19 protein-coding genes and 1 pseudogene are annotated in these 25,746 nt (G+C 66.3%); 11 read left to right on the top strand and 9 right to left on the bottom strand.

What is annotated here, in order from left to right; all coding sequences use genetic code 11:
• Positions 1–25: 25 nt before the first annotated feature.
• A pseudogene (gene putA / locus ABDW49_RS17845) lies at positions 26–3,707 on the top strand (trifunctional transcriptional regulator/proline dehydrogenase/L-glutamate gamma-semialdehyde dehydrogenase).
• A gap of 48 nt (positions 3,708–3,755) precedes the next feature.
• Here the strand turns inward: putA and ABDW49_RS17840 are convergent.
• The gene (locus ABDW49_RS17840; RefSeq protein ID WP_343613579.1) at positions 3,756–6,017 is read right to left on the bottom strand and encodes an NADP-dependent malic enzyme; all 2,262 of its coding nucleotides are present in this window, start codon (positions 6,015–6,017) and stop codon (positions 3,756–3,758) included.
• A gap of 113 nt (positions 6,018–6,130) precedes the next feature.
• Between ABDW49_RS17840 and mutS the strand changes: the two genes are divergently transcribed.
• On the top strand, positions 6,131–8,734 hold the full coding sequence (gene mutS, locus ABDW49_RS17835; RefSeq protein ID WP_343613578.1) for a DNA mismatch repair protein MutS: 2,604 nt from the start codon (positions 6,131–6,133) through the stop codon (positions 8,732–8,734).
• A 268-nt stretch (positions 8,735–9,002) separates the two neighbouring features.
• On the opposite strand, the gene ABDW49_RS17830 is transcribed toward mutS, so the two are convergent.
• Complete coding sequence (locus ABDW49_RS17830) at positions 9,003–9,611, bottom strand: HNH endonuclease (RefSeq protein ID WP_343613576.1); 609 nt, start codon at positions 9,609–9,611, stop codon at positions 9,003–9,005.
• A gap of 148 nt (positions 9,612–9,759) precedes the next feature.
• Between ABDW49_RS17830 and gluQRS the strand changes: the two genes are divergently transcribed.
• Genes gluQRS through ABDW49_RS17810 form a run of 4 tightly spaced genes read left to right on the top strand, consistent with a single transcriptional unit; the run spans position 9,760 to position 12,356 of the window.
• A complete protein-coding gene (gene gluQRS, locus ABDW49_RS17825; protein ID WP_343613575.1) occupies positions 9,760–10,614 on the top strand; it encodes a tRNA glutamyl-Q(34) synthetase GluQRS in 855 nt (284 codons plus the stop codon).
• Between the two features lie 17 nt (positions 10,615–10,631).
• Positions 10,632–10,868, top strand: a complete 237-nt coding sequence (locus ABDW49_RS17820; RefSeq protein WP_343613573.1) for a hypothetical protein — start codon at positions 10,632–10,634, stop codon at positions 10,866–10,868.
• A 9-nt stretch (positions 10,869–10,877) separates the two neighbouring features.
• Positions 10,878–11,483, top strand: a complete 606-nt coding sequence (locus ABDW49_RS17815) for a cob(I)yrinic acid a,c-diamide adenosyltransferase (RefSeq protein WP_343613571.1) — start codon at positions 10,878–10,880, stop codon at positions 11,481–11,483.
• A gap of 3 nt (positions 11,484–11,486) precedes the next feature.
• Positions 11,487–12,356 (top strand): 3-hydroxyacyl-CoA dehydrogenase NAD-binding domain-containing protein, encoded by an 870-nt coding sequence (locus ABDW49_RS17810; RefSeq protein WP_343613569.1) that lies wholly within the window; start codon positions 11,487–11,489, stop codon positions 12,354–12,356.
• Between the two features lie 4 nt (positions 12,357–12,360).
• Here the strand turns inward: ABDW49_RS17810 and ABDW49_RS17805 are convergent, their stop codons facing one another.
• The 4 genes from ABDW49_RS17805 to lptB form a co-directional block, all read right to left on the bottom strand.
• Positions 12,361–12,606: a hypothetical protein gene (locus ABDW49_RS17805; protein WP_343613567.1), complete on the bottom strand. Its 246-nt coding sequence runs from the start codon at positions 12,604–12,606 to the stop codon at positions 12,361–12,363.
• A 261-nt stretch (positions 12,607–12,867) separates the two neighbouring features.
• On the bottom strand, positions 12,868–13,545 hold the full coding sequence (locus ABDW49_RS17800; protein ID WP_343613565.1) for a TonB family protein: 678 nt from the start codon (positions 13,543–13,545) through the stop codon (positions 12,868–12,870).
• Positions 13,546–13,686: 141 nt separating this feature from the next.
• Positions 13,687–15,237 (bottom strand): RNA polymerase factor sigma-54, encoded by a 1,551-nt coding sequence (gene rpoN / locus ABDW49_RS17795; RefSeq protein WP_343613563.1) that lies wholly within the window; start codon positions 15,235–15,237, stop codon positions 13,687–13,689.
• Positions 15,238–15,283: 46 nt separating this feature from the next.
• On the bottom strand, positions 15,284–16,060 hold the full coding sequence (gene lptB, locus ABDW49_RS17790; RefSeq protein ID WP_343613561.1) for an LPS export ABC transporter ATP-binding protein: 777 nt from the start codon (positions 16,058–16,060) through the stop codon (positions 15,284–15,286).
• 283 nt (positions 16,061–16,343) lie between these two features.
• On the opposite strand from lptB, the gene ABDW49_RS17785 reads away from it, so the two are divergent.
• Both ABDW49_RS17785 and ABDW49_RS17780 read left to right on the top strand, forming a co-directional pair.
• A complete protein-coding gene (locus tag ABDW49_RS17785) occupies positions 16,344–17,690 on the top strand; it encodes a TldD/PmbA family protein (RefSeq protein ID WP_343613559.1) in 1,347 nt (448 codons plus the stop codon).
• 116 nt (positions 17,691–17,806) lie between these two features.
• Positions 17,807–19,063, top strand: coding sequence for a glycosyltransferase family 87 protein (locus tag ABDW49_RS17780; protein ID WP_343613558.1), 1,257 nt, complete (start codon positions 17,807–17,809; stop codon positions 19,061–19,063).
• A 3-nt stretch (positions 19,064–19,066) separates the two neighbouring features.
• On the opposite strand, the gene ppa is transcribed toward ABDW49_RS17780, so the two are convergent.
• The 3 genes from ppa to ABDW49_RS17765 form a co-directional block, all read right to left on the bottom strand.
• The gene (gene ppa / locus ABDW49_RS17775) at positions 19,067–19,597 is read right to left on the bottom strand and encodes an inorganic diphosphatase (protein ID WP_343613556.1); all 531 of its coding nucleotides are present in this window, start codon (positions 19,595–19,597) and stop codon (positions 19,067–19,069) included.
• A 153-nt stretch (positions 19,598–19,750) separates the two neighbouring features.
• Complete coding sequence (locus ABDW49_RS17770; protein ID WP_343613555.1) at positions 19,751–20,374, bottom strand: DUF1345 domain-containing protein; 624 nt, start codon at positions 20,372–20,374, stop codon at positions 19,751–19,753.
• 64 nt (positions 20,375–20,438) lie between these two features.
• Complete coding sequence (locus ABDW49_RS17765; RefSeq protein ID WP_343613554.1) at positions 20,439–22,406, bottom strand: PDZ domain-containing protein; 1,968 nt, start codon at positions 22,404–22,406, stop codon at positions 20,439–20,441.
• 159 nt (positions 22,407–22,565) lie between these two features.
• On the opposite strand from ABDW49_RS17765, the gene hisS reads away from it, so the two are divergent.
• Genes hisS through prmC form a run of 3 tightly spaced genes read left to right on the top strand, consistent with a single transcriptional unit; the run spans position 22,566 to position 25,726 of the window.
• Complete coding sequence (gene hisS, locus ABDW49_RS17760) at positions 22,566–23,816, top strand: histidine--tRNA ligase (protein WP_343613552.1); 1,251 nt, start codon at positions 22,566–22,568, stop codon at positions 23,814–23,816.
• A gap of 1 nt (position 23,817) precedes the next feature.
• Positions 23,818–24,885 carry a peptide chain release factor 1 gene (gene prfA / locus ABDW49_RS17755; RefSeq protein WP_343613550.1) on the top strand — a complete coding sequence of 356 codons (1,068 nt, stop codon included), beginning with the start codon at positions 23,818–23,820 and terminating at the stop codon, positions 24,883–24,885.
• On the top strand, positions 24,878–25,726 hold the full coding sequence (gene prmC / locus ABDW49_RS17750; RefSeq protein WP_343613548.1) for a peptide chain release factor N(5)-glutamine methyltransferase: 849 nt from the start codon (positions 24,878–24,880) through the stop codon (positions 25,724–25,726). Before prfA ends, prmC begins: the two co-directional genes overlap by 8 nt.
• The last annotated feature ends 20 nt before the right edge of the window (positions 25,727–25,746 follow it).

Below are 25,746 nucleotides of genomic sequence, written 5' to 3'. Positions count from 1 at the left end.
AAGCCCTTGTCATAAGGCTGATGCCATGACCCAGACTCCTTTGGCCGACCTTGGGCCCTTCGCCGCCTTCGCCCCGCCCGTTCGCCAGCCCACGCCGCTGCGCCGCGCGATCACCGAAGCCTATCGCCGCAGCGAGCCCGAGTGCCTCGCCCCGCTGCTGGAACAGGCCACGCTGACGCCGGACGTGCAGGACCAATCCGCCGCCACCGCGCGCCAACTGGTCACCACGCTGCGGGCGAAACCGAAGGGCGGCGGGGTCGAGGGGCTGATGCACGAGTTTTCGCTCTCCAGCCAGGAAGGCGTGGCGCTGATGTGCCTGGCCGAGGCGCTGCTGCGCATTCCCGACAAACCGCCACCCGCGACGCGCTGATCCGCGACAAGATCAGCAACGGCAACTGGCACGCGCACCTGGGCGGCGACGCCCGTCGCTGTTCGTCAACGCCGCGACCTGGGGCCTGCTGTTCACCGGCAAGCTGGTCGAAAGCGTCGACGATCGCGGTTTTGCCGCCGCCCTCACGCGCCTGATCGGCAAGAGCGGCGAGCCGCTGATCCGCAAAGGCGTGGACATGGCGATGCGCCTGATGGGCGAGCAGTTCGTGACCGGCGAAACCATCGCCGAAGCGCTGGACCGCCCGCGCGCGCTGGAAGAAAAAGGCTTCCGCTACTCCTACGACATGCTGGGCGAAGCGGCCCTGACCGAAGAAGACGCCAAGCGCTACCTGGCCGCTCCTACCAGCAGGCGATCCACGCCATCGGCAAGGCCTCCAACGGCCGCGGCATCTATGAAGGCCCGGGCATCTCGATCAAGCTGTCCGCGCTGCACCCGCGCTACAGCCGCGCGCAGTACGACCGCGTGATGGAAGAGCTCTACCCGCGCCTGCAGTCGCTGACCCTGCTGGCGCGCCAGTACGACATCGGCATCAACATCGACGCCGAGGAGGCCGACCGCCTGGAGATCTCGCTCGATCTGCTGGAGAAGCCTGGTGCTTCGAGCCGGAGCTGGCCGGCTGGAACGGCATCGGCTTCGTGATCCAGGCCTACCAGAAGCGCTGCCCGTTCGTGATCGACTAGATCGTCGACCTGGCGCGCCGCAGCCGCCAGCCGCCTGATGATCCGCCTGGTGAAGGGCGCCTACTGGGACAGCGAGATCAAGCGCGCCCAGGTGGACGGCCTGGAAGGCTATCCCGGTCTACACCCGCAAGGTCTACACCGACGTTTCCTACCTGGCCTGCGCCCGCAAGCTGCTGGGCGCCGAACCTGATGCGGTCTACCCGCAGTTCGCCACCCACAACGCCCACACCCTGAGCGGCGATCTACCATCTGGCCGGGCAACGACTACTACCCGGGCCAGTACGAGTTCCAGTGCCTGCACGGCATGGGCGAGCCGCTGTACGAGCAGGTGGTGGGGGCCGACGGCAAGCTGAACCGCCCGTGCCGCATCTACGCGCCGGTCGGCACGCACGAAACGCTGCTGGCCTACCTGGTGCGCCGCCTGCTGGAAAACGGCGCCAACACCTCCTTCGTCAACCGCATCGCCGATGCCACGCTGCCGCTCGACGAGCTGGTGGCCGATCCGGTGAGCGCAGGTGCTGGCGATGCCGCAGCCGGGGCAGGGGCATGACGGCATCCCGCTGCATCCGCCCGCGCTAGCTGTCCGGCGCAGAAACGCACTAACTCCAGCGGTCTCGATCTGTCCAACGAGACCACGCTGGAAAGCCTGAACGAAGCTCTGCGCGCCCGACACAGCGCAAGCCATCGCCTGGCAGGCGGGCGCCGAGGGCACGGCAAGGCCGGTGACGAACCCGGCCGAGCCGGGCGATGTGGTCGGCTACGTGCGTGAAGCCACCGAAGGCGAAGTCAGGCGCGCGCTCGCCGTTGCGCGCGCTGCGACGTCCGACTGGGCGCAGGTACCAGTCGAGCGCCGCGCCGCCATGCTGGAACGCGCCGCCGATGCGATGCAGGCGCGTTTGCCGAGCCTGCTGGGCATGCTGGTGCGCGAAGCGGGCAAGACGCTCCACAACGCCATCGCCGAAGTGCGCGAGGCGGTCGACTTCCTGCGCTACTACGCCGGCCAGGTGCCCGACGATTTCGCCAACGACAGCCACCGTCCGCTGGGCCCGGTGGTCTGCATCAGCCCGTGGAACTTCCCGCTGGCGATCTTCACCGGCCAGATGGCCGCCGCGCTGGCGGCCGGCAACACGCGTGCTGGCCAAGCCGGCCGAGCAAACCCCGCTGATCGCCGCGCAGGCGGTGCGCATCCTGCTGGAAGCCGGCATTCCGCAAGGCGTGCTGCAGCTGCTGCCGGGGGCAGGGCGAAACCGCCTCGGCGCGGCGCTGGTCGGGGCCGAGCATACGGCGGGCGTGATGTTCACCGGCTCCACCGACGTCGCGCGGCTGATCCAGAAGCAGCTGGCCCAGCGCCTGTCGCCGGATGGCACGCCGTCCGATCCCGCTGATCGCCGAAACCGGCGGCCAGAACGCGATGATCGTCGACTCCTCGGCGCTGACCGAACAGGTGGTCGCCGACGTGGTGGCCTCCGCCTTCGACAGCGCCGGCCAGCGCTGCTCGGCGCTGCGCGTGCTGTGCCTGCAGGAAGACGTGGCCGACCGCACGCTGCAGATGCTGCGCGGCGCGATGGCCGAATGCCGCATGGGCAACCCGGAGCGCCTGTCGACCGACGTCGGCCCGGTGATCGACAACGACGAAGCCAAAGCCGGCATCGAACGCCACATCGACGCGATGCAGGCCAAAGGCCACCGGGTGGAACGGCTCGATTTGCCGGAAGACACGGCGCGCATGGCACCTTCGTGCCGCCCACGCTGATCGAACTCGACAGGCATCGACGAGCTGAAGCGAGAGGTCTTCGGCCCGGTGCTGCACGTGGTGCGCTACCGCCGCGCACAGGCCTGGACGCGCTGGTCGATGCGATCAACGCCACCGGTTACGGCCTGACCTTCGGGCATGCATACGCGGATCGATGAAACCATCGCCCATGTGAGCGGGCGCGCCAAGGTCGGCAACCTCTACGTCAACCGCAACATGATTGGCGCGGTGGTGGGCGTGCAGCCGTTCGGCGGGCGAAGGCCTGTCGGGCACCGGTCCCAAGGCCGGCGGGCCGCTCTACCTGGGGCGGCTGGTGAAGCAGAATGCCGAAGCGCTGACGCAGAACCAGTCCAACCCCGCCTTGCAGGCCTTCGCAAGCTGGCTGGAAGCCCATGGCGAGCAGGCCGCGGCGGCGCATGCGCTGGCCTGCGGCATCGCCTCTCCGCTGGGCCGCGAGGAAGAGCTGCCGGGCCCGGTGGGCGAGCGCAACCTCTACAGCCTGCATCCGCGCGGGCGCATCCTGCTGCGGGCCGAGAGCGTTCAGGGCCTCTATCGCCAGATCGCGGCGGTGCTGGCCGGTGGCTGTGATGGTGTGGTGCAGGGGATCGCCATCCCCTCGGACCTGCCCGCCCCGGTGGCGGCGCGTCTCTCGGTGCACGCTGGCGGCGATCTGGCCGGTCTGCTGGTGGAAGGCGATGCCTCAGCCGTGTTGCAGGCCCAGCAGGACATGGCCGCAAGGCCCGGCGCCATCGTGCCCGTGCATGTCGCTCTGCAAGGCGGGAATGGCCCCGCCTATGACCTCGACCGGTTGGTGGAGGAGGTGTCGATCTCGATCAACACCACGGCGGCAGGTGGCAATGCCAGCCTGATGGCGCTGGCGTAAAGCAAAGGGCCATGCGGGGGCGCGAAACCCCCGCATGGCCCCATGGCCTTAACCGGCGACTTCCGAAGCAGCCAGCAGCGCCAGCGTCAGCACGTCGGGCGCGATGGCGGTCATCGGCACGATCTGCACCGGCTTTTCCATGCCCAGCAGCACCGGACCGATGGTGGCATTGCCGCCCAGTTCCTTGAGCAGCTTGGCCGCGATGTTGGCCGATTGCAGACCGGGGAAGATCAGCACATTGGCGGGCGCGGTCAGGCGGCTGAAGGGATAGCGCTTCATCACCGAAGGATTCAGAGCGGCATCGGGCGCCATCTCGCCCTCATATTCGAAGCTCTGCTTTTCCTGGTCGAGGATGCCGATGGCGCCGCGAATCGGCTCCAGCCACTTGCCGGTCGGATTGCCGAAGGTGGAATAGGAGACGAAGGCGACGCGCGGCTCATGCCCCAGACGGCGGGCGAAACCGGCGGTTTCCTTGGCGATGACGGCCAGCTCTTCCGAGGAGGGGCGCTCATGGCAGGTGGTGTCGGCCAGGAAGACGGTCTTGTCCTTGGTCACCAGCACATGGATGCCGAAGGGCAGGCGGCCCGGCGCGGCGTCCAGCACATGGCGCACATCGCGCATGGTCTGGGCATAGGGGCGGGTGATGCCGGTCACCATGGCATCGCCCACGCCCAGCTTCAGCAGCGCGGCGGCAAAGGCGTTGCGGTCATGGTTGACCATGCGCTTGACGTCACGCTCCAGATAGCCACGGCGCTGCAGACGCTCGTAAAGCAGCGTGCCCATCGCATCGACATGCGGCGAATCGGCGGCATTGTGGATTTCGAAAGCGTCGGGATGGTCCACGCCCAGCTCTTTCAGCTTGTCCTTCACGATGTCGCTGCGGCCCACCAGCACGGGGGTGCCATAGCCGAAATCGCGGAACTGGATCGCGGCGCGCAGGATCACCTCGTCCTCGGCCTCGGCGAAGATCACCCGCTTGGGATTCTGCTTCACCTGCGCATAGACTTGCGTCAGCACCGAGGTCGTGGGGTTGAGGCGCGACTTCAACTGCAGGCGATAGGCGTCGAAATCCTCGATCGGCTTCTGGGCCACGCCGGTGTCCATCGCGGCCTTGGCGACGGCGGCGGGCACCACCTCCATCAGGCGCGGGTCGAAGGGGGCGGGGATGATGTAGTCGCGGCCGAAGCTGTGGTTGGTGCCATAGGCGACGGCCACTTCCTCGGGCACCTGCATGCGCGCCAGCTCGGCGATGGCATGGGCGGCGGCGATCTTCATCTCCTCATTGATCGCGGTGGCCCGCACATCGAGCGCGCCGCGGAAGATGAAGGGGAAGCCCAGCACGTTGTTGACCTGGTTCGGATAGTCCGAACGGCCCGTGGCGACGATGGCGTCGGGGCGGGCTTCCTTGGCCTCGGGCGGGGTGATCTCGGGATCGGGGTTGGCCATGGCGAAGATGATCGGCTCGGCGGCCATGGTCATCAGATAGGACTTGGGCAGCGCGCCCTTGGCCGACAGGCCCAGGAACACGTCCGCGCCCACCAGCGCCTCTTCCAGCGTGCGATGCGGGGTTTCCACGGCATGCGCGCTCTTCCACTGGTCCAGCTTGTCGCGGCCGCGATAGATGACGCCGCTGCGGTCGCAGACGATCACATTGTCATGCGGTACGCCCAGCGACTTGATGAGCGCGGTGCAGGCCAGTGCCGAGGCGCCAGCCCCGTTCACCACCACCTTGATGTCCGACAGCTTGCGGTTGGTGAGCAGGCAGGCGTTGATGATGCCGGCGGCGGCGATGATCGCGGTGCCATGCTGGTCGTCATGGAACACCGGGATGTTCATGCGCTCACGAAGAGTCTGCTCGATCACGAAACATTCGGGCGCCTTGATGTCCTCGAGGTTGATGCCGCCGAAAGTGGGCTCCATCATGGCGATGGCTTCGATCAGAGCGTCGGGGTCTTCGCTGTTCAGCTCGATATCGATCGAATCGACATCGGCGAAGCGCTTGAAAAGAACCGACTTGCCTTCCATCACCGGCTTGGAGGCCAGCGCGCCCAGATTGCCCAGGCCCAGAATGGCGGTGCCGTTGGAAATGACCGCCACCAGGTTGCCCTTGGCGGTGTAATCGTATGCGCAAGAGGCATCAGAAGCGATGGCCTCGACAGGCACAGCCACACCCGGCGAATAAGCGAGACTCAGGTCGCGCTGCGTCGCCATCGGCTTGGAGGCGATGATCTCGATTTTGCCCGCGCGGCCTGTGCTGTGGTAGAACAGCGCCTCGCGCTCGGTGAAACGGACATTGCTTTCGTCAGACACCAATTCTTCTCCTCTGTCGCACATGCCCTAACCAAGATGGCCGCCATCCGATAGGGGAAAGCTTGGATGGCTGCCATTCCACGATTGCGATTAACGCGCTAACCGTTGCGCCGATGACCGACGCACCCACCCCCATGATGGCTCAATATCTCACCCTGAAGGCACAGGCGGGCGATTCCCTGCTGTTTTACCGGATGGGCGATTTTTTCGAACTGTTCTTTGACGATGCCAAATTGGCATCGCAGATTCTCGATATCGCGCTGACCACGCGCGGTGCGCATGAGGGCGCGCCGATCCCCATGTGCGGCGTGCCGGTGCATGCGGCGGAAGGTTATCTGGCGCGGCTGATCAAGGGCGGCTGCCGGGTCGCCATCGCCGAGCAGGTGGAAACGCCCGAGCAGGCGAAAAAGCGCGGCGGGTCCAAGGCGCTGGTGATGCGCGACATCGTGCGCTTCGTGACGGCGGGCACGCTGACCGAGGAAGCCCTGCTGGAGCCGCGCCGCGCCAATGTGCTGGCCGCCGTCTGCGAGGTGCGCGGCGTGATCGGCATTGCCGCCTGCGACATCTCGACCGGCCGCATGGAGCTGGAGGAATGTACCCCCGAACGCATGGGCGCGGCGCTGGCCCGTCTGGGCGCGAGCGAGCTGGTGGCGCCCTCCGGCTGGGCGCTGGCCCCGTTTGAAACCATCCTGCGCGAACCGCATGAGTTCTCCAGCGATGGCGGTGAGCAGCGGTTGTGTGGTGTGCATGGTGTGGCGACTCTGGATGGCTTTGGCCAGTTTACCCGCGCGATGCTGTCGGCTGCCTGCGGGCTGATCGCCTATCTCGATCATGTCGGGCGGGGCAAGCTGCCGCTGCTGCTGCCTCCTGTCGCCCGCGTGGGTGAGGCGCATCTGGCCATGGATGAGGCGACCCGCGCCAGTCTGGAAATCCTTTCCTCCGCGCAGGGTGGGCGCAAGGGCAGTCTGGTCGAGGCGGTGGACCGCTGTGTGACCGGGGCAGGCGCCCGCCTGCTGGCCGAAGACCTCTCCGCGCCGCTGACCGATGCGGGGGTTATTGAAGCCCGCCTCGATCTGGTCGGCTGGCTGGTGGAGGATGCGCTGCTGCGCGAGGATCTGCGCCGCATCCTGCGCGCCCTGCCCGACGTGGGCCGCGCGTTGGGCCGCGTGGTGGCCGGGCGTGGTTCCCCGCGCGATCTGGGGCAGTTGCGCGATGGTCTTTCAGGCGCCGCACAGCTTGCCGAGCATCTGGGCGGCCAGACCTTCCGTCCGATGCTGGCCGAGGCCTTGTTGCCACAGTTGGTGGGCCATGGCGCGCTGGTCGACCTGCTCTCCCGCGCGCTGATCGCCACCCCGCCCACCGAGCGCGGGCAGGGCGGTTATATCGCTCAGGGCTATGACGCCGATCTCGACCAGTTGCGGAGCATCTCGCGCGATGGCCGCGCCGCCATCGCCGCGCTGGAGGCCAAATATCGCGATGAAACCGGCATCGCCGCGCTGAAGATCAAGCATAATGGTGTTCTGGGCTACTTTATCGAGGTCCCCGCCGGTCGCGCCGACGCGCTGATGGCGCCGGACTCGCCCTTCACCCACCGCCAGACCATGGCGGGCGCCATGCGCTTCAACGCCCTCGCGCTGCATGAGGAAGCCAGCCGTATCGCCGAGGCGGGCGGCCATGCGCTGGTGGCCGAGGAAGCCCATTTCGAGGAGCTGATCACCGCCGCAGTCTCGGCGCGCAATGCCATCGCGAACACTGCCATGGCGCTGGCGCGTCTGGATGTGGCGGGTTCGCAAGCCACCCGCGCAGCAGAGGACGGCTGGTGCCGCCCCATCATCACCAGCGACACCATGCTGGAGATCGAGGGCGGTCGCCACCCGGTGGTGGAGGCCGCGCTGAAAACCAAGGGCGAGCGCTTCGTCGCCAATGATTGCGCGCTTTCCCCGCGCGATCGCCTCTGGCTGGTGGGCGGCCCGAACATGGGCGGTAAATCGACCTTCCTGCGCCAGAACGCGCTGATCGTGCTGCTGGCGCAATCGGGGGGCTATGTCCCCGCGCAGCGTGCTCGTATCGGCTTGGTTGATCGCCTGTTCAGCCGCGTCGGCGCCTCGGACAATCTGGCGCGCGGGCGTTCGACCTTTATGGTCGAGATGGTGGAAACCGCCGCTATCCTGCAGCAGGCCACCCCCGCCAGCTTCGTGATCCTTGACGAAGTGGGGCGCGGCACCTCCACCTACGACGGCCTTGCGCTGGCATGGGCCGTGGCGGAAGCCGTGCATGGCGCCAACCGCTGCCGTTGCCTCTTCGCCACGCATTACCATGAGCTGGCCCGCTTGGCCGAAAGCTGCGAGGCCCTGACCCTTCACCACGTTCGCGCTCGCGAGTGGAAGGGTGATCTGGTGTTGCTGCATGAAGTGACCGGCGGCCCGGCGGAAAGCTCCTATGGTTTGGCTGTGGCGCGTCTGGCAGGCGTGCCCGCGCCGGTGGTCTCGCGCGCCAAGGCGGTGCTGGCCAAGCTGGAAAAAGCCCGCCAGCAAACGGGCGGGATCGCGGCGGGGCTGGGCGATCTGCCCCTGTTCTCCATGATGGCCGAGCCGGAGCCGGAAGCGGTCGATGCGTTGCGTGACAGGCTGGAAGGGCTGGACGTGGATGCGCTGTCGCCGCGAGAGGCTTTGGATATCCTCTATGAGTTGAAGAGGTTGGGGAAAGAAGAAAAGTAAGGTGCGAGGGGGTTACCCCCTCGCGCTCCCAGAACGTCTTCCGACGATAGGGCGGGGGTGCCGCATCGTGGTGCCCAGACTATCCACCTGCACAGTATAGGGCGCCGCAGGCAGGCATCATGCCGCGATAAGCTGCTCTATCGTTTTGAAAGCCTGCGGCGCGGCAATCTGGGCGCAAGGCCGAACCCGATGCGCAACGCAGACATTAATGGGAGCGCGAGGGTGTAACACCCTCGCATCTATCCTTCTTCCAGACTTCCTGAAAAACCTAAGCCTCCAGCTCCACATCCCAATAGAGCCAGTCCCGCCATGTCTCATGCAGATAGTTGGGCGGGAAGGCGCGACCGCGTTCCTGCAATTGCCAGCTTGTGGGTCGGATGGGGGGCACCAGCAGCGGCATATGGGCCTGCTTTGGGGTGCGGCCGCCCTTGCGCAGATTGCAGGGCGAGCAGGCGGCGACGATATTTTCCCAACTGGTGCGGCCGCCAAGGCGCCGTGGGTTCACGTGATCGAAGGTGAGGTTGTTGGGGCTGCCGCAATATTGGCAGGAGAACCGGTCGCGAAGGAAGACGTTGAACCGGGTAAAGGCAGGAAATTCAGAGGGTTTTACATATTGCCTCAGCGCGATCACGGAGGGCAGTTGCATCTGGAAACTGGGGGAGTGAATTTCGCGCTGGTAATGCGCGATGATGTCCACTCTTTCGAGGAAGACCGCTTTTATCGCCGTCTGCCATGGCCAGATACTGAGGGGATAGTAGGAAAGCGGGGTGAAATCAGCGTTCAAGACAAGTGCAGGGCAATCGTGCAAATGCCGGGAGGGATCATCCCCCGCGCTGCGGAACCGGGCCGCGCGCTCTATCAGCTCCGCCTTGAGCATGGCCTCTTGTGACAGTTGGTCGTGACGGTTTGACGACAGGTCATGAAGGGAATGAACACCTCCAGCGCGCTCAGGTCAAGCCCTTGCGAGGGCTGACAATCGACAGGCGGTGGTTGCCAAGCGCGGTAATCCACAGGAAGGAGGCAAGATGATCCGCACCCGCTTTGCTCCCAGCCCGAATGGCCCGCTGCATCTGGGCCATGCCTATGCGGCGCTGGTGGCGCATGATCTGGCCCGCGCGCGCGGCGGCGAATTTCTGCTGCGGATCGAGGATATCGACGGCACGCGCAGCCGCGCCGATCTGGCCGAGCAGGCGCTGGAGGATCTGCGCTGGCTCGGGCTGGTGTGGGACGGGCCGGTGGTGAGCCAGTCGGACCGTCTCGCCACCTATCAGGCGGCCGGTGAGAGGCTCAAGGCGATGGGCCTGCTCTATCCCTGCCAATGCACCCGCGCGCAGATCGCGGCGGCGGCCACGCGGCAAGGCCCCGACGGGTTGATCTATCCGGGCACCTGCCGGGGGCGTGATGTCGACACGCAGGGCGCGGCATGGCGGCTGGATATGACGCGCGCTGTCGCTCTGGCCGGGTCGCTGGTGTGGGAGGATGACATCGCCGGGCCTCAACAGGCACGCCCCGAGCTGTTCGGCGATGTGGTGCTGCTGCGCAAAGAGGCGCCAGCCTCCTATCACCTCGCCGCCACGCTGGACGATGCGGCGGATGGCATCACGCTGGTCACGCGCGGGGCCGATCTGTTCATGGCCAGCCATGTCCACCGGCTGTTGCAGGCTTTGCTGCGCCTGCCCGTGCCGTGCTGGCACCACCACGCCCTGCTGGTCGAGCCCGATGGCCGCAAGCTGGCCAAGCGGCGCGATGCCCCCTCTCTGGCAGACAGGCGCCTTGCAGGAGAGGATGGCCCGGCGCTGGCTCGGGCCCTGCGAGAGGGCCGCCTGCCCGCTGGCCTTTCGCTCTCCACGGGCGTAGCATCCTACGAACCCCGGCCATAAGGGGAGAGGAGAAGGTCATGCCGAAATGGTTTTTGGTGCCGATCATCGTCGTGCTGATGGGCTATGTCGTGTTTTCGCTGGTGCGCGGCGTGGTGGCCTTTCTGCAGGCTTCGCGCGATTCCTTGGATCGCGGCGAGTTCGGTGAAGGCCCGACCCCGTCTCAACTGCGGCAGAATGAAATGATGTTCGCCCGCGTGAAGTATCAGGGGCTGGCCGTGCTGGTGGTTGTGATCCTGCTGGCGGCCAGTCGATAGGAGCATGGTTTGGTCAAGCTGAACAAGATTTATACCCGCACCGGGGACGATGGCACGACCGGGCTGGTCGATGGCTCGCGCGTGGCCAAGCATGACGCCCGCATGGAGGCCATCGGCGCGGTGGATGAGGCCAACAGCGCCATCGGTCTGGCCATCTGCGCGGTCGTGTTTGATCATCACGCCGCGCTGCATCGCATCCAGAACGATCTCTTCGATCTGGGCGCGGATCTGGCGACGCCTGCAAGAAATGGGGAGGGCGAGGATTTTACGCCATCCCCCATGGTGCTGCGCATGGTGGCGGCCCAGACCGGCTGGCTGGAACGCGCAATGGATGCTCTGAATGACAACCTGCCCGCGCTCACCAGCTTTATCCTGCCCGGTGGGGATGAAGGTGCCGCAAGGGTTCACGTCGCCCGCGCTGCCGCTCGCCGCGCTGAAAGGGCGATGGTGGCGCTGAGTGCTGAAACGCCGATCAATCCGCAAGCTCTGGCCTATATCAATCGTTTGTCCGATTATCTCTTCGTTCTGGCGCGCGCGATCAATGCGCAAGCGCAGGGCGATGTGCTATGGGTGCCCGGTGCCAGCCGGGGCGATGCCGGCGTCAGTCAGGATTGAGCGATGCAGACAATAGCAGTGATCGGTGCCGGGCAGATGGGGCGCGGCATCGCGCAAAGCGCTGCGCAGGCGGGGTATAAGGTTTTACTGTCCGACACCGCGCTCGATCTGGCAGAGAAGGGCAAGGGCACCGTCGCCAAATCGCTTGACCGGCTGGTCGCCAAGGAGAAGATTTCCGTGGGCGATGCCGCGGCCATCGTCGACCGCATCATCCCCATCGGCGATCTGGCCCGCCTGTCGGAAGCCGCCTTCGTGATCGAGGCCGCCACCGAGCGCGAAGAGATCAAGCTGAAGATCTTCGAAAGCGCGGGCGCCCATTTGGCCGCCGATGCCATTCTGGCCACCAACACCTCCTCGATCTCGATCACGCGCATGGCCAAGGCCTCGCCCGATGCGGCGCGCTTTATCGGGCTCCATTTCTTCAACCCCGTGCCGGTGATGCAACTGGTCGAGGTGATCCCCGGCCTGGCCACCAGCGCCGAGACCACCGCGCGCGCCAAAACCTTGGGCGAGGCGATGGGCAAGCAGGTCGTCCTCTCCCAGGACGAGCCCGGCTTTGTGGTCAACCGCATCCTGATCCCCATGATCAATGAGGCGATCTTCCTGCTCGGCGCCGGAACCGCCAGCATCCCCGACATCGACAAGGGCCTGAAACTGGGCGCCAACCACCCGATGGGCCCGCTGGAGTTGGCGGATTTCATCGGCCTCGACACCGTGCTGGCGATCATGGACGTGTTCCTCAAGGGCACCGGCGACAGCAAATACCGCCCCGCGCCCCTGCTGGTGAAATATGTCGAGGCTGGCTGGCTGGGCCGCAAAACGGGCCGCGGCTTCTACGATTACAGCGGTGAGGTGCCCGTCCCCACGCGCTGAGCGATCAATGCCCGGCGCTGCTGGAACTGTCCGGCAGCGCCCATGGCGAGGCCTGCGTGCTGGTGGGCGCGGGCGTGTCCGCCGGCAGGATCTGCCTTGCTATGGAGGCCGCCTGCGCATCCTGCTGAGCGTTGTCCTCACCCTGTTTCGGGATGAAGAAATAGGCCGTGGCCAGAATGCTCGCCGCCCACAGCAGCGCCTTCCAGCGGCTGGCAAAGACCTGAGTCAGTTTGGGGCCAGGGATGAACATCGTGTTCGGGATGTAGGCGGGAAGGGTTAAGAAAAGGAAGACGCAGGGGCCATCGCCCCTGCACCCCGTTACGTCTCCCGACGAGAGGGCAGTGGCTCCGAAGCCGAGCGCCCAACCTCTCCACCCGCGCCACCCAGGGCGCCGCAGGCAGAGAATCGTCAACGCAGCGTCGTCACTCTATTGCCGAACCCTGTGCGCAACGTAGACATTCATGGGAGCGCGAGGGGGTAACCCCCTCGCACTTACCCTTTCTTGATCCCCTTAACGCGGCACCACCCACCGCACCGCACTGGCGAACCCTCCCGCAGTCGGCTGCCCGCTTTCATCCAGCGCCGGGCTGAACTTCGCGCGGCGGGTGATCAGCTTGCAGGTGGCATTGTCCAGCCCCGGCCAGCCGCTGGAGCTGGTGACGGTGCAACTGCTGACCCGCCCGTCCGCGCCGATGGTCAGGCTGAAGCGGGTGGTGCCCTCATGCCCGCTGTTGAGATCGAGCGAGGGGTAATCCTCCGCGCTGGCCCAGGTGCCCGGCTGGCCGAGCGGCTTTGCGGCCACCGGATCGAGGCGATGCACCGGAGGAGCGGGCGGCAGGGGTACGAGATTTGTGTCGCCGATGCCATTGCCGATGGTGGTCGGCAGGGTGCTGGGCAAAGGCGTGGGCAGGGGATCGAAGGTGGGGCGTGGTAGGGGGATGAGCGAGATTTTCGTATCGGGAACCGTCAGCGGCGTTTCGGGCGCCGGTTTGGGCGTGGGGATGGTTTGGGGCAGCGGCATCTGCACCTCGATGTTGCGGGCCTGTGGATTGGCCCGCGTGATCATGGTGACGATGACCCCGCCCAGTCCATTGACCAGCGCATAGATGCCGATCGCATGGATAAGCCCGACGCTGGCCAGAACGGCCATACGCTGGCGGGGGTTGGCGTGTGACGACACATAAGTCATTGCACCGCTCCTATCTGGCCCATCTGACGGGGCCTCTCATGATAAGTCATAACGTATCACGAAATGCGGTGCGTGAAAGTGAGTTTTTCCTATAAGCGGATAGCCATTTCGGCTTAGGTACTTGGGCGGATAGGCCGAACCCTAACGCTTTCCGGCCAAAGTCTTTTGCCGGCGCCGCTGGACGGAGGAGCCCAGCCCGATCGCCTCGCGATATTTGGCCACGGTGCGGCGGGCCAGATCGAAGCCGCGCTCTTTCAGCAGATCGACCAGCGTGTCGTCGGAGAGAATCTTCTTGGGGTCTTCGGCATCGATCAACTGCTTGATCGCGGCCTTCACCGCCTCGGCGGAGACCGCGCCCTCGCCATCGGAGGAGGCCACGCCCGAGGTGAAGAAATACTTCAGCTCGAACGTGCCGCGCGCGAAATTGAGATATTTGTTCGAGGTGACGCGGCTGACGGTCGATTCATGCAGCGACACCGCCTCTGCCACGGCGCGCAGGGTGAGGGGTTTCAGATGGCTGACGCCATGGCGGAAGAAGCCGTCCTGCTGCTTCACGATTTCGCTGGCGACTTTCAGGATGGTCTTCTGTCGCTGGTCGAGCGCCTTGATCAGCCAATTGGCATCGGCCAGCTTTTCCGACAGCCAGCCCTTGCCCGCCTTGTCGTCGCAGCCGCGCCGCATCTCGACGTAATAGCTGCGGTTGACCATCAGCCGGGGCAGGGTGGCCTGGTTGATGGCCACCATCCAGCCGCCATCGGTGCGCGCGGTGATGAGGATATCGGGCACCACCGGCTCGCCGCCGGTGCTGCCATAGCGCAGGCCGGGCTTGGGATCGTAATCGCGAAGTTCGCGCAGCATGTCGGCGAGGTCTTCGTCATCGACGCCGCACATGCGTTTCAGGCGCGGAAATTCGCCGCGCGCCACAAGGTCCAGATTGTCGATCAGCCGCGCCATGGCCGGATCGTAGCGGTCCGCCTCGCGGGCCTGCAGCGCGATGCATTCCGACAGGCTGCGCGCGCCGACACCGGTGGGATCGAGCGCTTGCACGAGGGCGAGGGCTGCCTCCACCTCTTCCACAGGCACGCGCAGATCCTCGGCCAGTTCGGGCAGGGGGATGGGCAGGTAACCGGCCTCATCGAGCTGGTCGATCAGGAAACGGGCGATAAAGCCGGTGCGCGTGGCCTCTTCGCCCGCCAGCCCCAGTTCGGCGCCGATCTGGGCGTGGAGATGCTCGGCCAGCGTTGCGCCGCTGCCGCCATGATCGTCGATGGAGGGGCCTTCGCCGCCCGAGGCGATGATCGCCTCCCCGTCATAAGGGCCATCATAGGGCCCTTCCGAGAGGGATTCGGACGCGGGGGAGGGCGTGTCAAAGCCCGAATCGCCGGTGTCGCGGTCGACATCCAGCGCGCCCGCATCGATGTCGAGCGGGCGATCCTCGCTGGCGCGGCCCTCGCCGATCAACTGATCGATGGGTGAGCTTTCCAGCGTGGTGCGGCGTTCTTCTTGCGCCTCGCCCGGCGTGTCGGCGGCGGGCGCACCGATTTCCAGCAGCGGGTTGGCGTCCAGCGCATCCCCGATAAAGGTCTCGATTTCCAGATTGGAGAGCGCCAGCAGCTTGATCGCCTGCTGCAATTGCGGCGTCATCACCAGCGACTGGGATTGCCGCAGATCCAGCCGCGGCCCCATCGCCATGCCCTAGCCCCCCCGAGCCGACATCAGAGAACGGCCCCCGCTGCCATCACAGTGAAAAGTTCTCGCCCAGATAGAGGCGGCGCACGTTTTCATCGGCCACCAACGCCTCGGGGCTGCCCGCGAAGAGCACCTGGCCGCCATAGATGATGGTGGCGCGGTCGCAGATGTCCAGCGTTTCGCGCACATTGTGGTCGGTGATCAGAACGCCGATGCCGCGCCCCTTCAGATCCTTCACCAGATGGCGGATGTCGCCGATCGAGAGCGGATCGATGCCCGCGAAAGGCTCGTCGAGCAGCATGATCGAGGGGCTGGCGGCCAGCGCGCGCGCGATCTCGCAGCGGCGGCGCTCACCGCCCGACAGGGCCATGGCCGGGCTGGAGCGCAGGCGCGTCAGGCCGAATTCGTCGAGCAGGCGCTCCAGCTCGCGGGCGCGAATCTCGGGATCGGGCTCGACCAGTTCGAGGACCGAGCCGATGTTCTGCTCCACCGTCAGGCCCCGGAAGATCGAGGTTTCCTGAGGCAGATAGCCCAGCCCCAGCACCGCGCGGCGATACATCGGCAGGCGGGTGATATCCACGCCATCGAGCAGGATGCGCCCCGAATCCGGCTTCACCAGACCCATGATCGAATAGAAGCAGGTGGTCTTGCCCGCGCCGTTCGGGCCCAGCAGGCCCAGCACCTCGCCCTTGGCGACCGAGAGCGAGATGTCGGTCAACACCGCGCGCTTGTCGTAGCTTTTGGCGATGGACACGACTTCCAACCCGCTGAAGCTGGGGTTGAGCGTACCGGAGGCGGGGGCCGAGGGGGCGATGGTTTCAGTCATCAGAACGGTGATTTAGGCGCGGGCCGCGCGCGGGGCAAGTCATCGCATGCATTCTGGCAGGTTTCGTGCATGGATTGCCGCAAGCGTGATGTTTTCGCCGTGCGTTTTTGATCGGCACGGCACCGGCCCGGCCATCCAACGCCATGATCATACGGGTGGCCGGGCGGGGGAGCGGGCCGGTGCCGCAACATCCTCCCGCGATTGCTCCATCCCCGATCCCTCGCTAGGAGGCTGCGCGACACGGGGCGCATCTTTCTGCCCGATCCTCAAGGACACGACCATCATGCTGAGCACCACCGACGCGCAGGAACGCGCCTCCGCCCTGATCGCGCGGGCGCGCCGCGCCGGGGCCGATGCCTGCGATGCGGTCTATGTCAGCGATGCCTCCGAAAGCGTGACGGTGCGCCTCGGCCAGCTTGAGGATGTCGAGCGCTCGGAAAACGAGCATATCGGCCTGCGGGTGTTCATCGGCCAGCGTTCGGCGACCATCGGTTCCTCGGACCTAAGCGATGCCGCGCTTGATGAGCTGGCCGACCGCGCCGTTTCCATGGCCCGCGCCGCGCCGGAAGATCCCTATGCCGGGCTGGCCCCGCAGGACCGGCTGCTGACCGGCGCTCTGCCCGATCTCGATCTGGTCGATCCGGCGGCGCTGAGCCCGCGCGACCTGCGCGCCTTGGCGCTGGAAATGGAGGAGGCCTTGCGCGCCTATCCCGGCGTCACCAACAGCGAGGGCGCCAGCGCCAGCGCGGGCGAGGCGGTGGTTGCGCTGGCCACCAGCCATGGCTTTGCCGGGGCCTATGCCGGCACCACCCGCTCGCTGAGCGCCGGGGCGCTGGCGGGCGAGGGCTCCACCATGCAGCGCGACCATGCCTGGCGCAGCGCGCGCCACAGCGCCGATCTGCCGTCCCCCGCCGAGATCGGGCGTCAGGCGGGCGAACGCGCGGTGGAGCGACTCAACCCGGCGCGGGTGAAAAGCGGCCCGCTGCCGATCATCTTCGATCCGCGTGTCGCCGGATCGCTGATCGGGCCCTTGCTGGGGGCCATGTCGGGGTCGTCGGTGGCGCGGCGCTCCAGCTTTCTGCTCGACCGGCTGGGGCAGCGGTTGTTCGACAGCGCGATCACCATCCATGACGATCCGCACTGGCGGCGCGGCCTGCGCACCCGTCCCTTCGATGGCGAGGGCCTGCCCACCGGTCCGCGCGACCTGATCGCCGATGGCGTGCTGACCGGCTGGCTGGTCGACAGCGCCACCGGGCGCCAGTTGGGCCTGCCGCCCACGGGCCATGCCGCGCGCGGGGTGAGCGGCGCGCCGGGCGTGGGCGCCAGCAATCTGTTCATGAGCGCGGGGGCGGTGAGCCCGGCGGCACTGATGACCGACATCACCGAGGGCATCTACATCACCGACATGATCGGCCATGGCGTAAATCCGGTGACGGGCGATTACAGCCGGGGCGCCACCGGCCGCCGTATCGTCCATGGCGAGCTGGGCGAGCCGGTGGCGGGTTTCACCATCGCGGGCAATCTGATCGACATGTATGCCGCGCTGACCCCCGCCGACGATCTGGAAGACTGGCGGGTCATCAATGTGCCGACCTTGCGGGTGGACGGCATGGTGGTGGCCGGGGACTGAAAAGCGTAAAGTCTTTATGGACTTTATAGTTCGAAGCGATTCTTCATTTCTTGTTCCGAATGGTTGCGTCACTATAGAACCCCTCGCGATTGAGTGTCTGCGTGGGGTTCGGGGCTATGTCGACAAGCGTTACTTCAGCGCGGCTTGCGCGCTGGCTGCCGGCTGTGTTGATGGTGGTGAGCGCGGCGCTGCTGCTTCATCATCTGGGCGAGGTGATCGCCGTGCTGCGCGAAGGGGCGGGCAGGGCGGCGCTGACCCTGGATTTTCGCACCTATCTGTGCGGCGCGGGCGACCTGACATCCCCCTATGACATCTGTCATGACGCCGAATATGTCAGCGGCTTCGTCTATCCGCCGCCTGCGCTGATCTATTTCCATCTGCTCTCGCATCTGCCGATCGATGCCGCTTTCGCGATCCATCTGCTGGTGTGTCTGGCCGGGCTGGGCGCGGCATGCCTGCTGCTGCCGCGCATGGTGGCGGTGCCGCACCGGGCGGGGGTGGCCGCGCTGCTGGCCGCTCTGGCGATCGCACCGATCGGGACCTCGCTGGCGGCGGGGCAGGTCAACATCCTGCTGATGACCTCGGCGGTGGCGGGCCTATGGTTTTCCGCGAGGAACCGGCCGGGGCTGGCGGGAATCAGCATTGCGCTTGGCTTCTGGCTGAAGATCTATCCCGGTCTTGTGCCCGTGCTGTTCCTGACGCGGGATAAATGGCGTTCTGCCGTGGCGACCATCGCGGCCGCGCTCGCCATCGCCTTGATCGGGCTGATCTGGGCCAGCCCTTCACTTTATGCGCAATATGTTTTTCAGGTTCTGCCTCATGCGCAGGGCTACACCATGCCCGGCGTCGCCCATTCGCTGGCGGGGATGGCGGCGCATGTTCAGGCCGGGGGCGGCAAGCCGGTGCAGCACTTCGTGCCGATCGCCGATGGCGTGCAACTGGCGTCGCGCCTGCTGCTGGCGCTGGGCCTGCTGCTGGCCTCTCTGCATGGCGTGGTGACGCAGGGCAAACGCCCGCTCGACAGCCTCAACCTGCTGCTTTGCGTGACGCTGGTGGCGGCGCCCAACGCCTGGGGCTATCACTACGCCATGATCTTTCCCGCGATCTTCGCCGCTCTGGCGCGGGAGCTGGCGGCGCCCAGGCTGTGGCGGCTGCCGCTGGTGCTGGGCTGCTGGGTGGCGCTGGTGATTCCGGCCTGGAGCGATTTGCCGCATCCGCTGGCGGGTATCGCGCTGCTCAATGTGGCGTTCCATGGGCGCTATGCGCTGGTGGCGCTGGTGCTGGCCGGGGCCATTCTGGCGGAGATGGTGGCGGCCCATGGAAAAAGGCGGCCCCTTGCGGAGCCGCCTCTTCACGTCAGCCTTCAGGCGTAAGCCTTACTTGGCCTGATAGCGCGCGATGGCTTCCATCACGATGCGGCGGGCATCGGCGGCGGTGCCCCAGGTGCCGACGCGAACCCACTTTTCCTTCTCCAGATCCTTGTAATGGGTGAAGAAGTGTTCGACCTGCTGCGAGATGATGTCGGGCAGATCTTCCTTTTCCTTGACGTTGGCATAGTAAGGAAAGGTCTTGTCGTCGGGGACGCAGAGCAGCTTTTCGTCGCCGCCGGCTTCGTCTTCCAGATTCAGCACGGCGATGGGACGCGCGCGGATCACCGAGCCGGGCACGAAGGGCGAGCGGGCCACCACCAGCGCATCGAGCGGATCGCCATCGGGCGAGAGCGTGTGCGGTACGAAGCCATAGTTGGCGGGGTAGCGCATCGGCGTGTGCAGGATGCGGTCGACGAAGAGCGCGCCCGATTCCTTGTCGAATTCATACTTCACCGGTTCGCCGCCGGTGGGCACTTCGATGATGACGTTAAGGTTGTCAGGCGGATTCTTGCCAACCGAAATCTTGGAAATGTCCATGGCACCCATCGTCTTTGCAAAGCGCATAAGGCCGCAGCCGCCGCGCAGGAAACTTACGTAAGGCCAGCCCTAGACGCGGGTTTGCTGCATTGCAACGGGGCCCTTGGGTCGCGAGGGCGATATTTGCGCCCAGCCGCTTGCGGCCACATTGATCTAGCCGCTTGCGGTCACATTGATCGTAAAAGCCAGCACGATCAGATTGTAGAAAAAGGCCGCGGCGCCATGCAGCGTGGCAAAGCGGCGGATGCGCGGCTCGGTGATGGCCACATCGCTGGTGGCGAAGGCCATGCCCATCGTCAGGGAAAAATAGGCGAAATCCCAGAAGTTGGGGCAATAGTCGTCCCCTCCCTCGCGGGAGTCCGCCGGGAATTTCAGCCCGCCCTCGGTGCCCTCGCCATAGAAGAGATGCGCGTAATGCAGCGCGCAGATCAGATTGGAAAAGACCCAGGCCACCACCAGTGACGCCAGCACCAGCAGCATCGACAGCATATGGCCCGCACCCGATTCGCGCCGCGCGTCGGGCAGTTCGATCGCCACGCCGGTCACCATCACCGCCATCAGCAGGCTGGTGATCACCAGCACGCCAAGGCGGCGCGCATCATTGTCGCGGGCATGGCGGCGCATTTCGCCGGGGGTGTGATCGCGGGTCAGCGGCCAGAGCGACAGGCTGAAGACCAGCACGCCGACATCGAAACCGCCCAGCAGGGCCTGACTCCAGCGCTGGGCCAGCGGCAGAAGCGCTGCCCCGGCCAGCAGGAAGCTGGCCAGGAACAGCATGAAGCGTGGGGGCAGGAGCCAGCTCCATCCCCACGCCCTTGGGGGCTGCTTGGCCCCCATGCGCTTACTTCGCGCCCGGACGACGCGGGGCCAGCAGCAGGTCGAGGCCCGCCTCGCCCTTGCCGGTCTTCTCCAGCCAGGGGTAGCGCAGGCCGTCGTGGTAATCGATGGCGATGGTCTGCACGCGCCCGGCGCGCTCCACCACCAGCGTGATGGGCTGGTTGGTGCCCTTGGCGGCGGTGACGGCGGCCTTCATGTCGTCGGAATCATAGCTGCGGCCATTGATGCCGATGATCTTGGCGCCGGTGACCAGCCCCGCGTTGAAGGCCGGGCTGCCCCAGACGGTGCTGGTGACCTTGCCTTCCTTGTCGATGCCCACGCCCAGCGAGTAGGACAGGCTGACGCTGCCCTTGGCCATGCCGATGCGGCCCTTGTCATAGGGGTTGGGCTCTTCCTTCCAGACCAGCTTGTAGCCGCCCTTCTCGATGCCGGTCAGCGGCACGGGCTGGCCCGGCGTCTGGAAGCGGGTCTTCAGGAAGCTGGCCCAGTCATGCGGGTAGACGGTGTTGAGCGCCTTGACCACATCCTCGAACTCATAGGGCACTTCGCCCCAGTCGCCGTTGTTGATGCCGAAGAACACCTTGGCGAAATCGTCGAGGCCCTTCTTGCCGCCGGTGCCTTCGCGGATGATCTGGTCGGCTTCGACCCAGACCAGCGCGCCCTCGGTGTAATAGTCCTCGTTGCGGTCCATCGTGGCGAAGGGCTTGGGGCGGCGGTTGGCGATGATCGGATCGTGGGTGGTGTCTTCCACGCTGCGCCATTCGCGGCCCGCCTCATAGGTGAAGCCGCCGGCATAGGAGGCGAACTGGCCCAGCACGCTTTCCTTGCTCTGCACGCCCGAGCGCGCGGCCAGGATCAGGCCCCAGAACTGGTTCTGGCCTTCGTACACCCACAGCAGATTGTCCTGCATGGGCTGGCGGTAGTCAGGGGTCCACAGCTTGGCCGAGCGGCGGAACTTGCCGTCCCAGCTATGGCTGATCTCATGCGGGATGACGTTGCGGGCCCAGTCGAGATCCTTCCAGTCGGTCAGCGCCTTGGGCTGCATCGAGTTCTCGGACGAACGGTGATGCTCCAGACCGATGCCGCCCAGCTTGTCCGACAGGGCCAGCAGAATGTCGTAATGGTCGAAGTGATGCGCGCCATAAGCCAGGAAGGCTTCATCGACGAGCGCCTTGTAGGCGCCGACATTCTCGGGCTTCACATCCAGATTCTCGGGGCGGTCGGCCACGACATCGAGCGCGACTTGCTTGCCCAGATCGAATCGCTTGAAGTTGGCGCCCGCGAACACCGGCGAATCGACCAGCGTGTCGTACTCGACCTCGTTCCAGGTCACGGTGTCGCCGGTCTGGGTCTTGCCGTCCAGCGCGCTGGCCACGCCCCAGCCGGTGGGGAACTTCACCGTGGGCTTGAACTTGATCTGGCGCACGTAATGGCCGGCCGGATACAGGCTCATGCGGTCCCACTGCAGGTTCAGCATCTCGGGCGTGACGGTCACGCGGCCTTCGTTCGACTGCAGCGGCGAGGTGTTGATGAACTTGGCGACGACCGCCTGCGTGCCCTCGGGCACATCGACGTGGAAGGCGAAGACCTCGACCGGGTCACGGTGCCAGGTCAGCAGCTTGCCATTGGCAAAGAACTGCACGCCGACGAGCTGGTCCATCGTGCCGCCCGGCGAGTGATGGCCCGGAATCCACTGCGGAAGCTGCAGAATCAGATCCTTGGTTCCGGCGGCAACGGGGATGGTCTCGGTCACGCGATAGGCGGCGCGCACCGTGTCGCTGGCATCGATGTCCAGCGTGATGGTGCCGGCATAGGGCGTGTCCACCGCGTCGGGCACGCTGTGAGGCAGTGGCACTGCCGTGGGGGCGGAGCGCGCCGGGCTCTGCGCGAGGGCGGGGAGGGCAACGGCCAGCGTGCTGGCTGTCAGGGTGAGGGTCAGCGCGAGACGCGCGGCGTTGCGGAGCTTGTTCATGGTGCGTTTATCTGGCGCGAACCGGAGCGGCTCGCAACAATCTTCTGCGGGGCAAATGGCGAATTGCGCAGTTTTGATATCTTCACTGACACTGATGTAGATGGATAGGCGCAAACAGGTGCTTCACGCCGCGCGCGCGTGGCGCTATCGGGCGTGGCCATGAGCAAGAGTGAAAAGCCCGCCCGTATCGAGACTCCGCAGGCCATCCGCGGCACGCAGGACATTTTCGGCGCCGATGCCGAGGCCTTCGCCCATGTGGTGGAGACCTTCGAGCGTATCCGCCGCCTGTACCGCTTCCGCCGGGTGGAGATGCCGGTCTTTGAAAAGACGACGGTGTTTTCGCGTTCGCTCGGCGAAACGACGGACGTGGTGTCGAAGGAAATGTACTCCTTCGAGGATCGCGGCGGGGAATCGCTGACCCTGCGCCCCGAGTTCACGGCGGGCCTGTCGCGCGCCTATATCACCAATGGCTGGCAGCAGTACGCGCCGGTGAAGCTGGCCACCCACGGTCCGCTGTTCCGTTACGAGCGCCCGCAAAAGGGCCGCTATCGCCAGTTCCACCAGCTTGACGCCGAGGTGATCGGCGCGGCGGAACCGACCGCCGACGTTGAACTGCTGGTGATGGCCGATCAGTTGCTCAAGGAGCTGGGCATTGCCGATGGCGTGACCTTGCAGCTCAACACGCTGGGCGATGGCGAGAGCCGCGAGGCCTGGCGCGCCGCGCTGATCGACTATTTCCGCGCCCACAAGGATGCGCTGAGCGAGGATTCGCAGGACCGTCTGGAGCGCAACCCGCTGCGCATCCTTGATTCCAAGGACCCGCGCGACAAGCCCTTCACCGCCGATGCGCCGAAGATCGACGATTACCTCTCGGCCGAAGCGCAGGATTTCTTCGCCAAGGTCACCGGCGGTCTGGATGCGGCGGGCGTGTCGTGGGTGCGTGCCCCGGCGCTGGTGCGCGGCCTCGATTACTATCGCCACACGGCGTTCGAGTTCGTGACCGACCGGCTGGGCGCTCAGGGCACCGTGCTGGGTGGCGGGCGTTATGATGGCCTGATGGAATCGCTGGGCGGCGCGCCGACCCCGGCTGTCGGCTGGGCGGCGGGGATCGAGCGCCTTGCCATGCTGGTCGCCGATGCGGGGCAGGTCTCCGAGGATCGCACCGAGGTCACGGTGGTGGTCGAGGACGATCGCGCGCTCACCGCGGGCATGGGCCATGTCGCGGCGCTGCGCCGTGGCGGTCTGGCGGCCGAGCTGATCGCCAGCGGCAGCCCCCGCAAGCGTTTCGACAAGGCCGTGAAATCGAACACCCGCGCCATTCTCGCGCTGGGCTGGGGCGATGAGGGGCTGACCACCCGCCTGCGCAATGTCGATGGCGATGTGGCGCGTATCGAGGCGCTGATCGCCTGACATGACCATCTCCGACGCCCGTCTTGCGCAAATCGGGGCGCGTTTTGCCCAGTTGGAGGCGCGGCTCGCCTCGGGCACGCTGGAGGGTGGCGAGTTCGTCGCCGCCAGCCGCGACTATGCCGAGTTGGAGCCGGTGGCCCGCGCCGCCGCCGCCGTCTCGGCCATGCGTGTCGAGCAGGCCGATCTTTCGGCGATGCAGGACGACCCCGAAATGCGCGCGCTGGCCGAGGAAGAGCTGACCCGCCTGCGCGAGGATCTGCCCGAGGCCGAACGCGCGCTTTCCATCGCCATGCTGCCGCGCGATGTGGCCGACAGCCGCCCGGCGATGCTGGAAATCCGCGCGGGCACGGGCGGTGATGAGGCCGCTCTGTTCGCCGCCGATCTCTACCGCATGTATGAGCGCTTTGCGGGTGAGATGGGCTGGCGGGTCGAGATGATCTCGGTCAACGCCAACGAATTGGGCGGCTTCAAGGAAGTGGTCGCCAACATCGCGGGGCAGGGCGTCTTCGCCAAGCTGAAGTTCGAGAGTGGCGTGCATCGCGTGCAGCGCGTGCCGGTCACCGAATCGGGCGGGCGCATCCACACCAGCGCCGCCACCGTCGCCGTCCTGCCCGAGCCCGATGAGGTCGATGTTCAGCTCGACGACAAGGACATCAAGATCGACATCTACCGCGCCAGCGGGGCGGGCGGCCAGCACGTCAACACCACCGATTCGGCGGTGCGCCTCACCCATCTGCCCACCGGCATCGTGGTGATCTGTCAGGACGAGCGCAGCCAGCATAAGAACAAGGCCAAGGCGATGCAGGTGCTGCGCACGCGCATCTACGACCAGCGCCGCGCCGAGGCTCAGGGTGCCGAGGCCGAGGCGCGCAAGGCGATGGTCGGCAGCGGCGACCGCTCCGAGCGCATCCGTACCTATAATTTTCCGCAGGGCCGCGTGACGGACCACCGCATCAACCTGACCCTGCACCGCCTGCCCGAGGTGCTGGAAGGGCCGGGCCTCACTGAACTGGTCGATGCGCTGATCGCCGAGGATCAGGCCAAGCGTCTGGCCGCCATCGGTGAGTGACACGGTCACGCAGGCGCTGCGCGAGGCTGCAAACCGTCTGGCCGCAACCAGCGACACGGCCCGCCTCGACGCCGAAGTGCTGATGGCCCATGCGCTGGGGGTGACGCGCTCGGCGATGCTGCTCAACCATGGGCGCAGTGCGGTGCCGGAAGGCTTCGCGGCGCTGATCGAACGGCGTCTGCGCCATGAGCCCGTCGCCTATATCACCGGATCGCAGGAATTTTTCGGGCTGGAGTTTGCCGTCTCCCCCGATGTGCTGATCCCGCGCGGCGACAGCGAGGTGCTGGTGGAGGCTGCTCTGGCGGCCCGCCCTGACGCCCAACGTGTCCTCGATCTGGGGCTGGGCTCGGGCGCGCTGCTGCTGGCGGTGCTGCATAACCTCCCCGAGGCGCAAGGCATCGGCATCGAACGTTCGCCCGGTGCGCTGGCAGTGGCCCGCACCAATGCCCAAAGGCTTAACCTTGCCCCGCGCGCCGATCTGCGTCCGGGCGACTGGACGCAGCCCGACTGGACCGCAGGGCTGGGCCGCTTCGATTTGATCCTCGCCAACCCGCCCTATGTCGAGGATGAGGCTCCGCTCGATCCTTCGGTGCGCGATCACGAACCGGCCTCTGCCCTTTTCGCCGGGGCCGAGGGGCTGGACGACTACCGCATCATCCTGCCCGCCTTACCCACCCTGCTGGCGCCGGGCGGCGTGGCGCTGATCGAGATCGGCCATACGCAGGCGCAGGCCGTCTCGGCGCTGGCGCAGGCTCAGGGCCTCACCGCAAGGCTGCATCGCGATCTGGGCGATCGCCCGCGCGTGCTGGAAATTTCTTCCTCCCCACCTTCGTCGCATTAAGATTCCGCTTGGCATTTGGG

It is taken from the genome of Novosphingobium sp. (assembly GCF_039595395.1).
Lineage (GTDB): Bacteria > Pseudomonadota > Alphaproteobacteria > Sphingomonadales > Sphingomonadaceae > Novosphingobium.
This window is presented reverse-complemented; position numbering and strand designations above follow the sequence as displayed.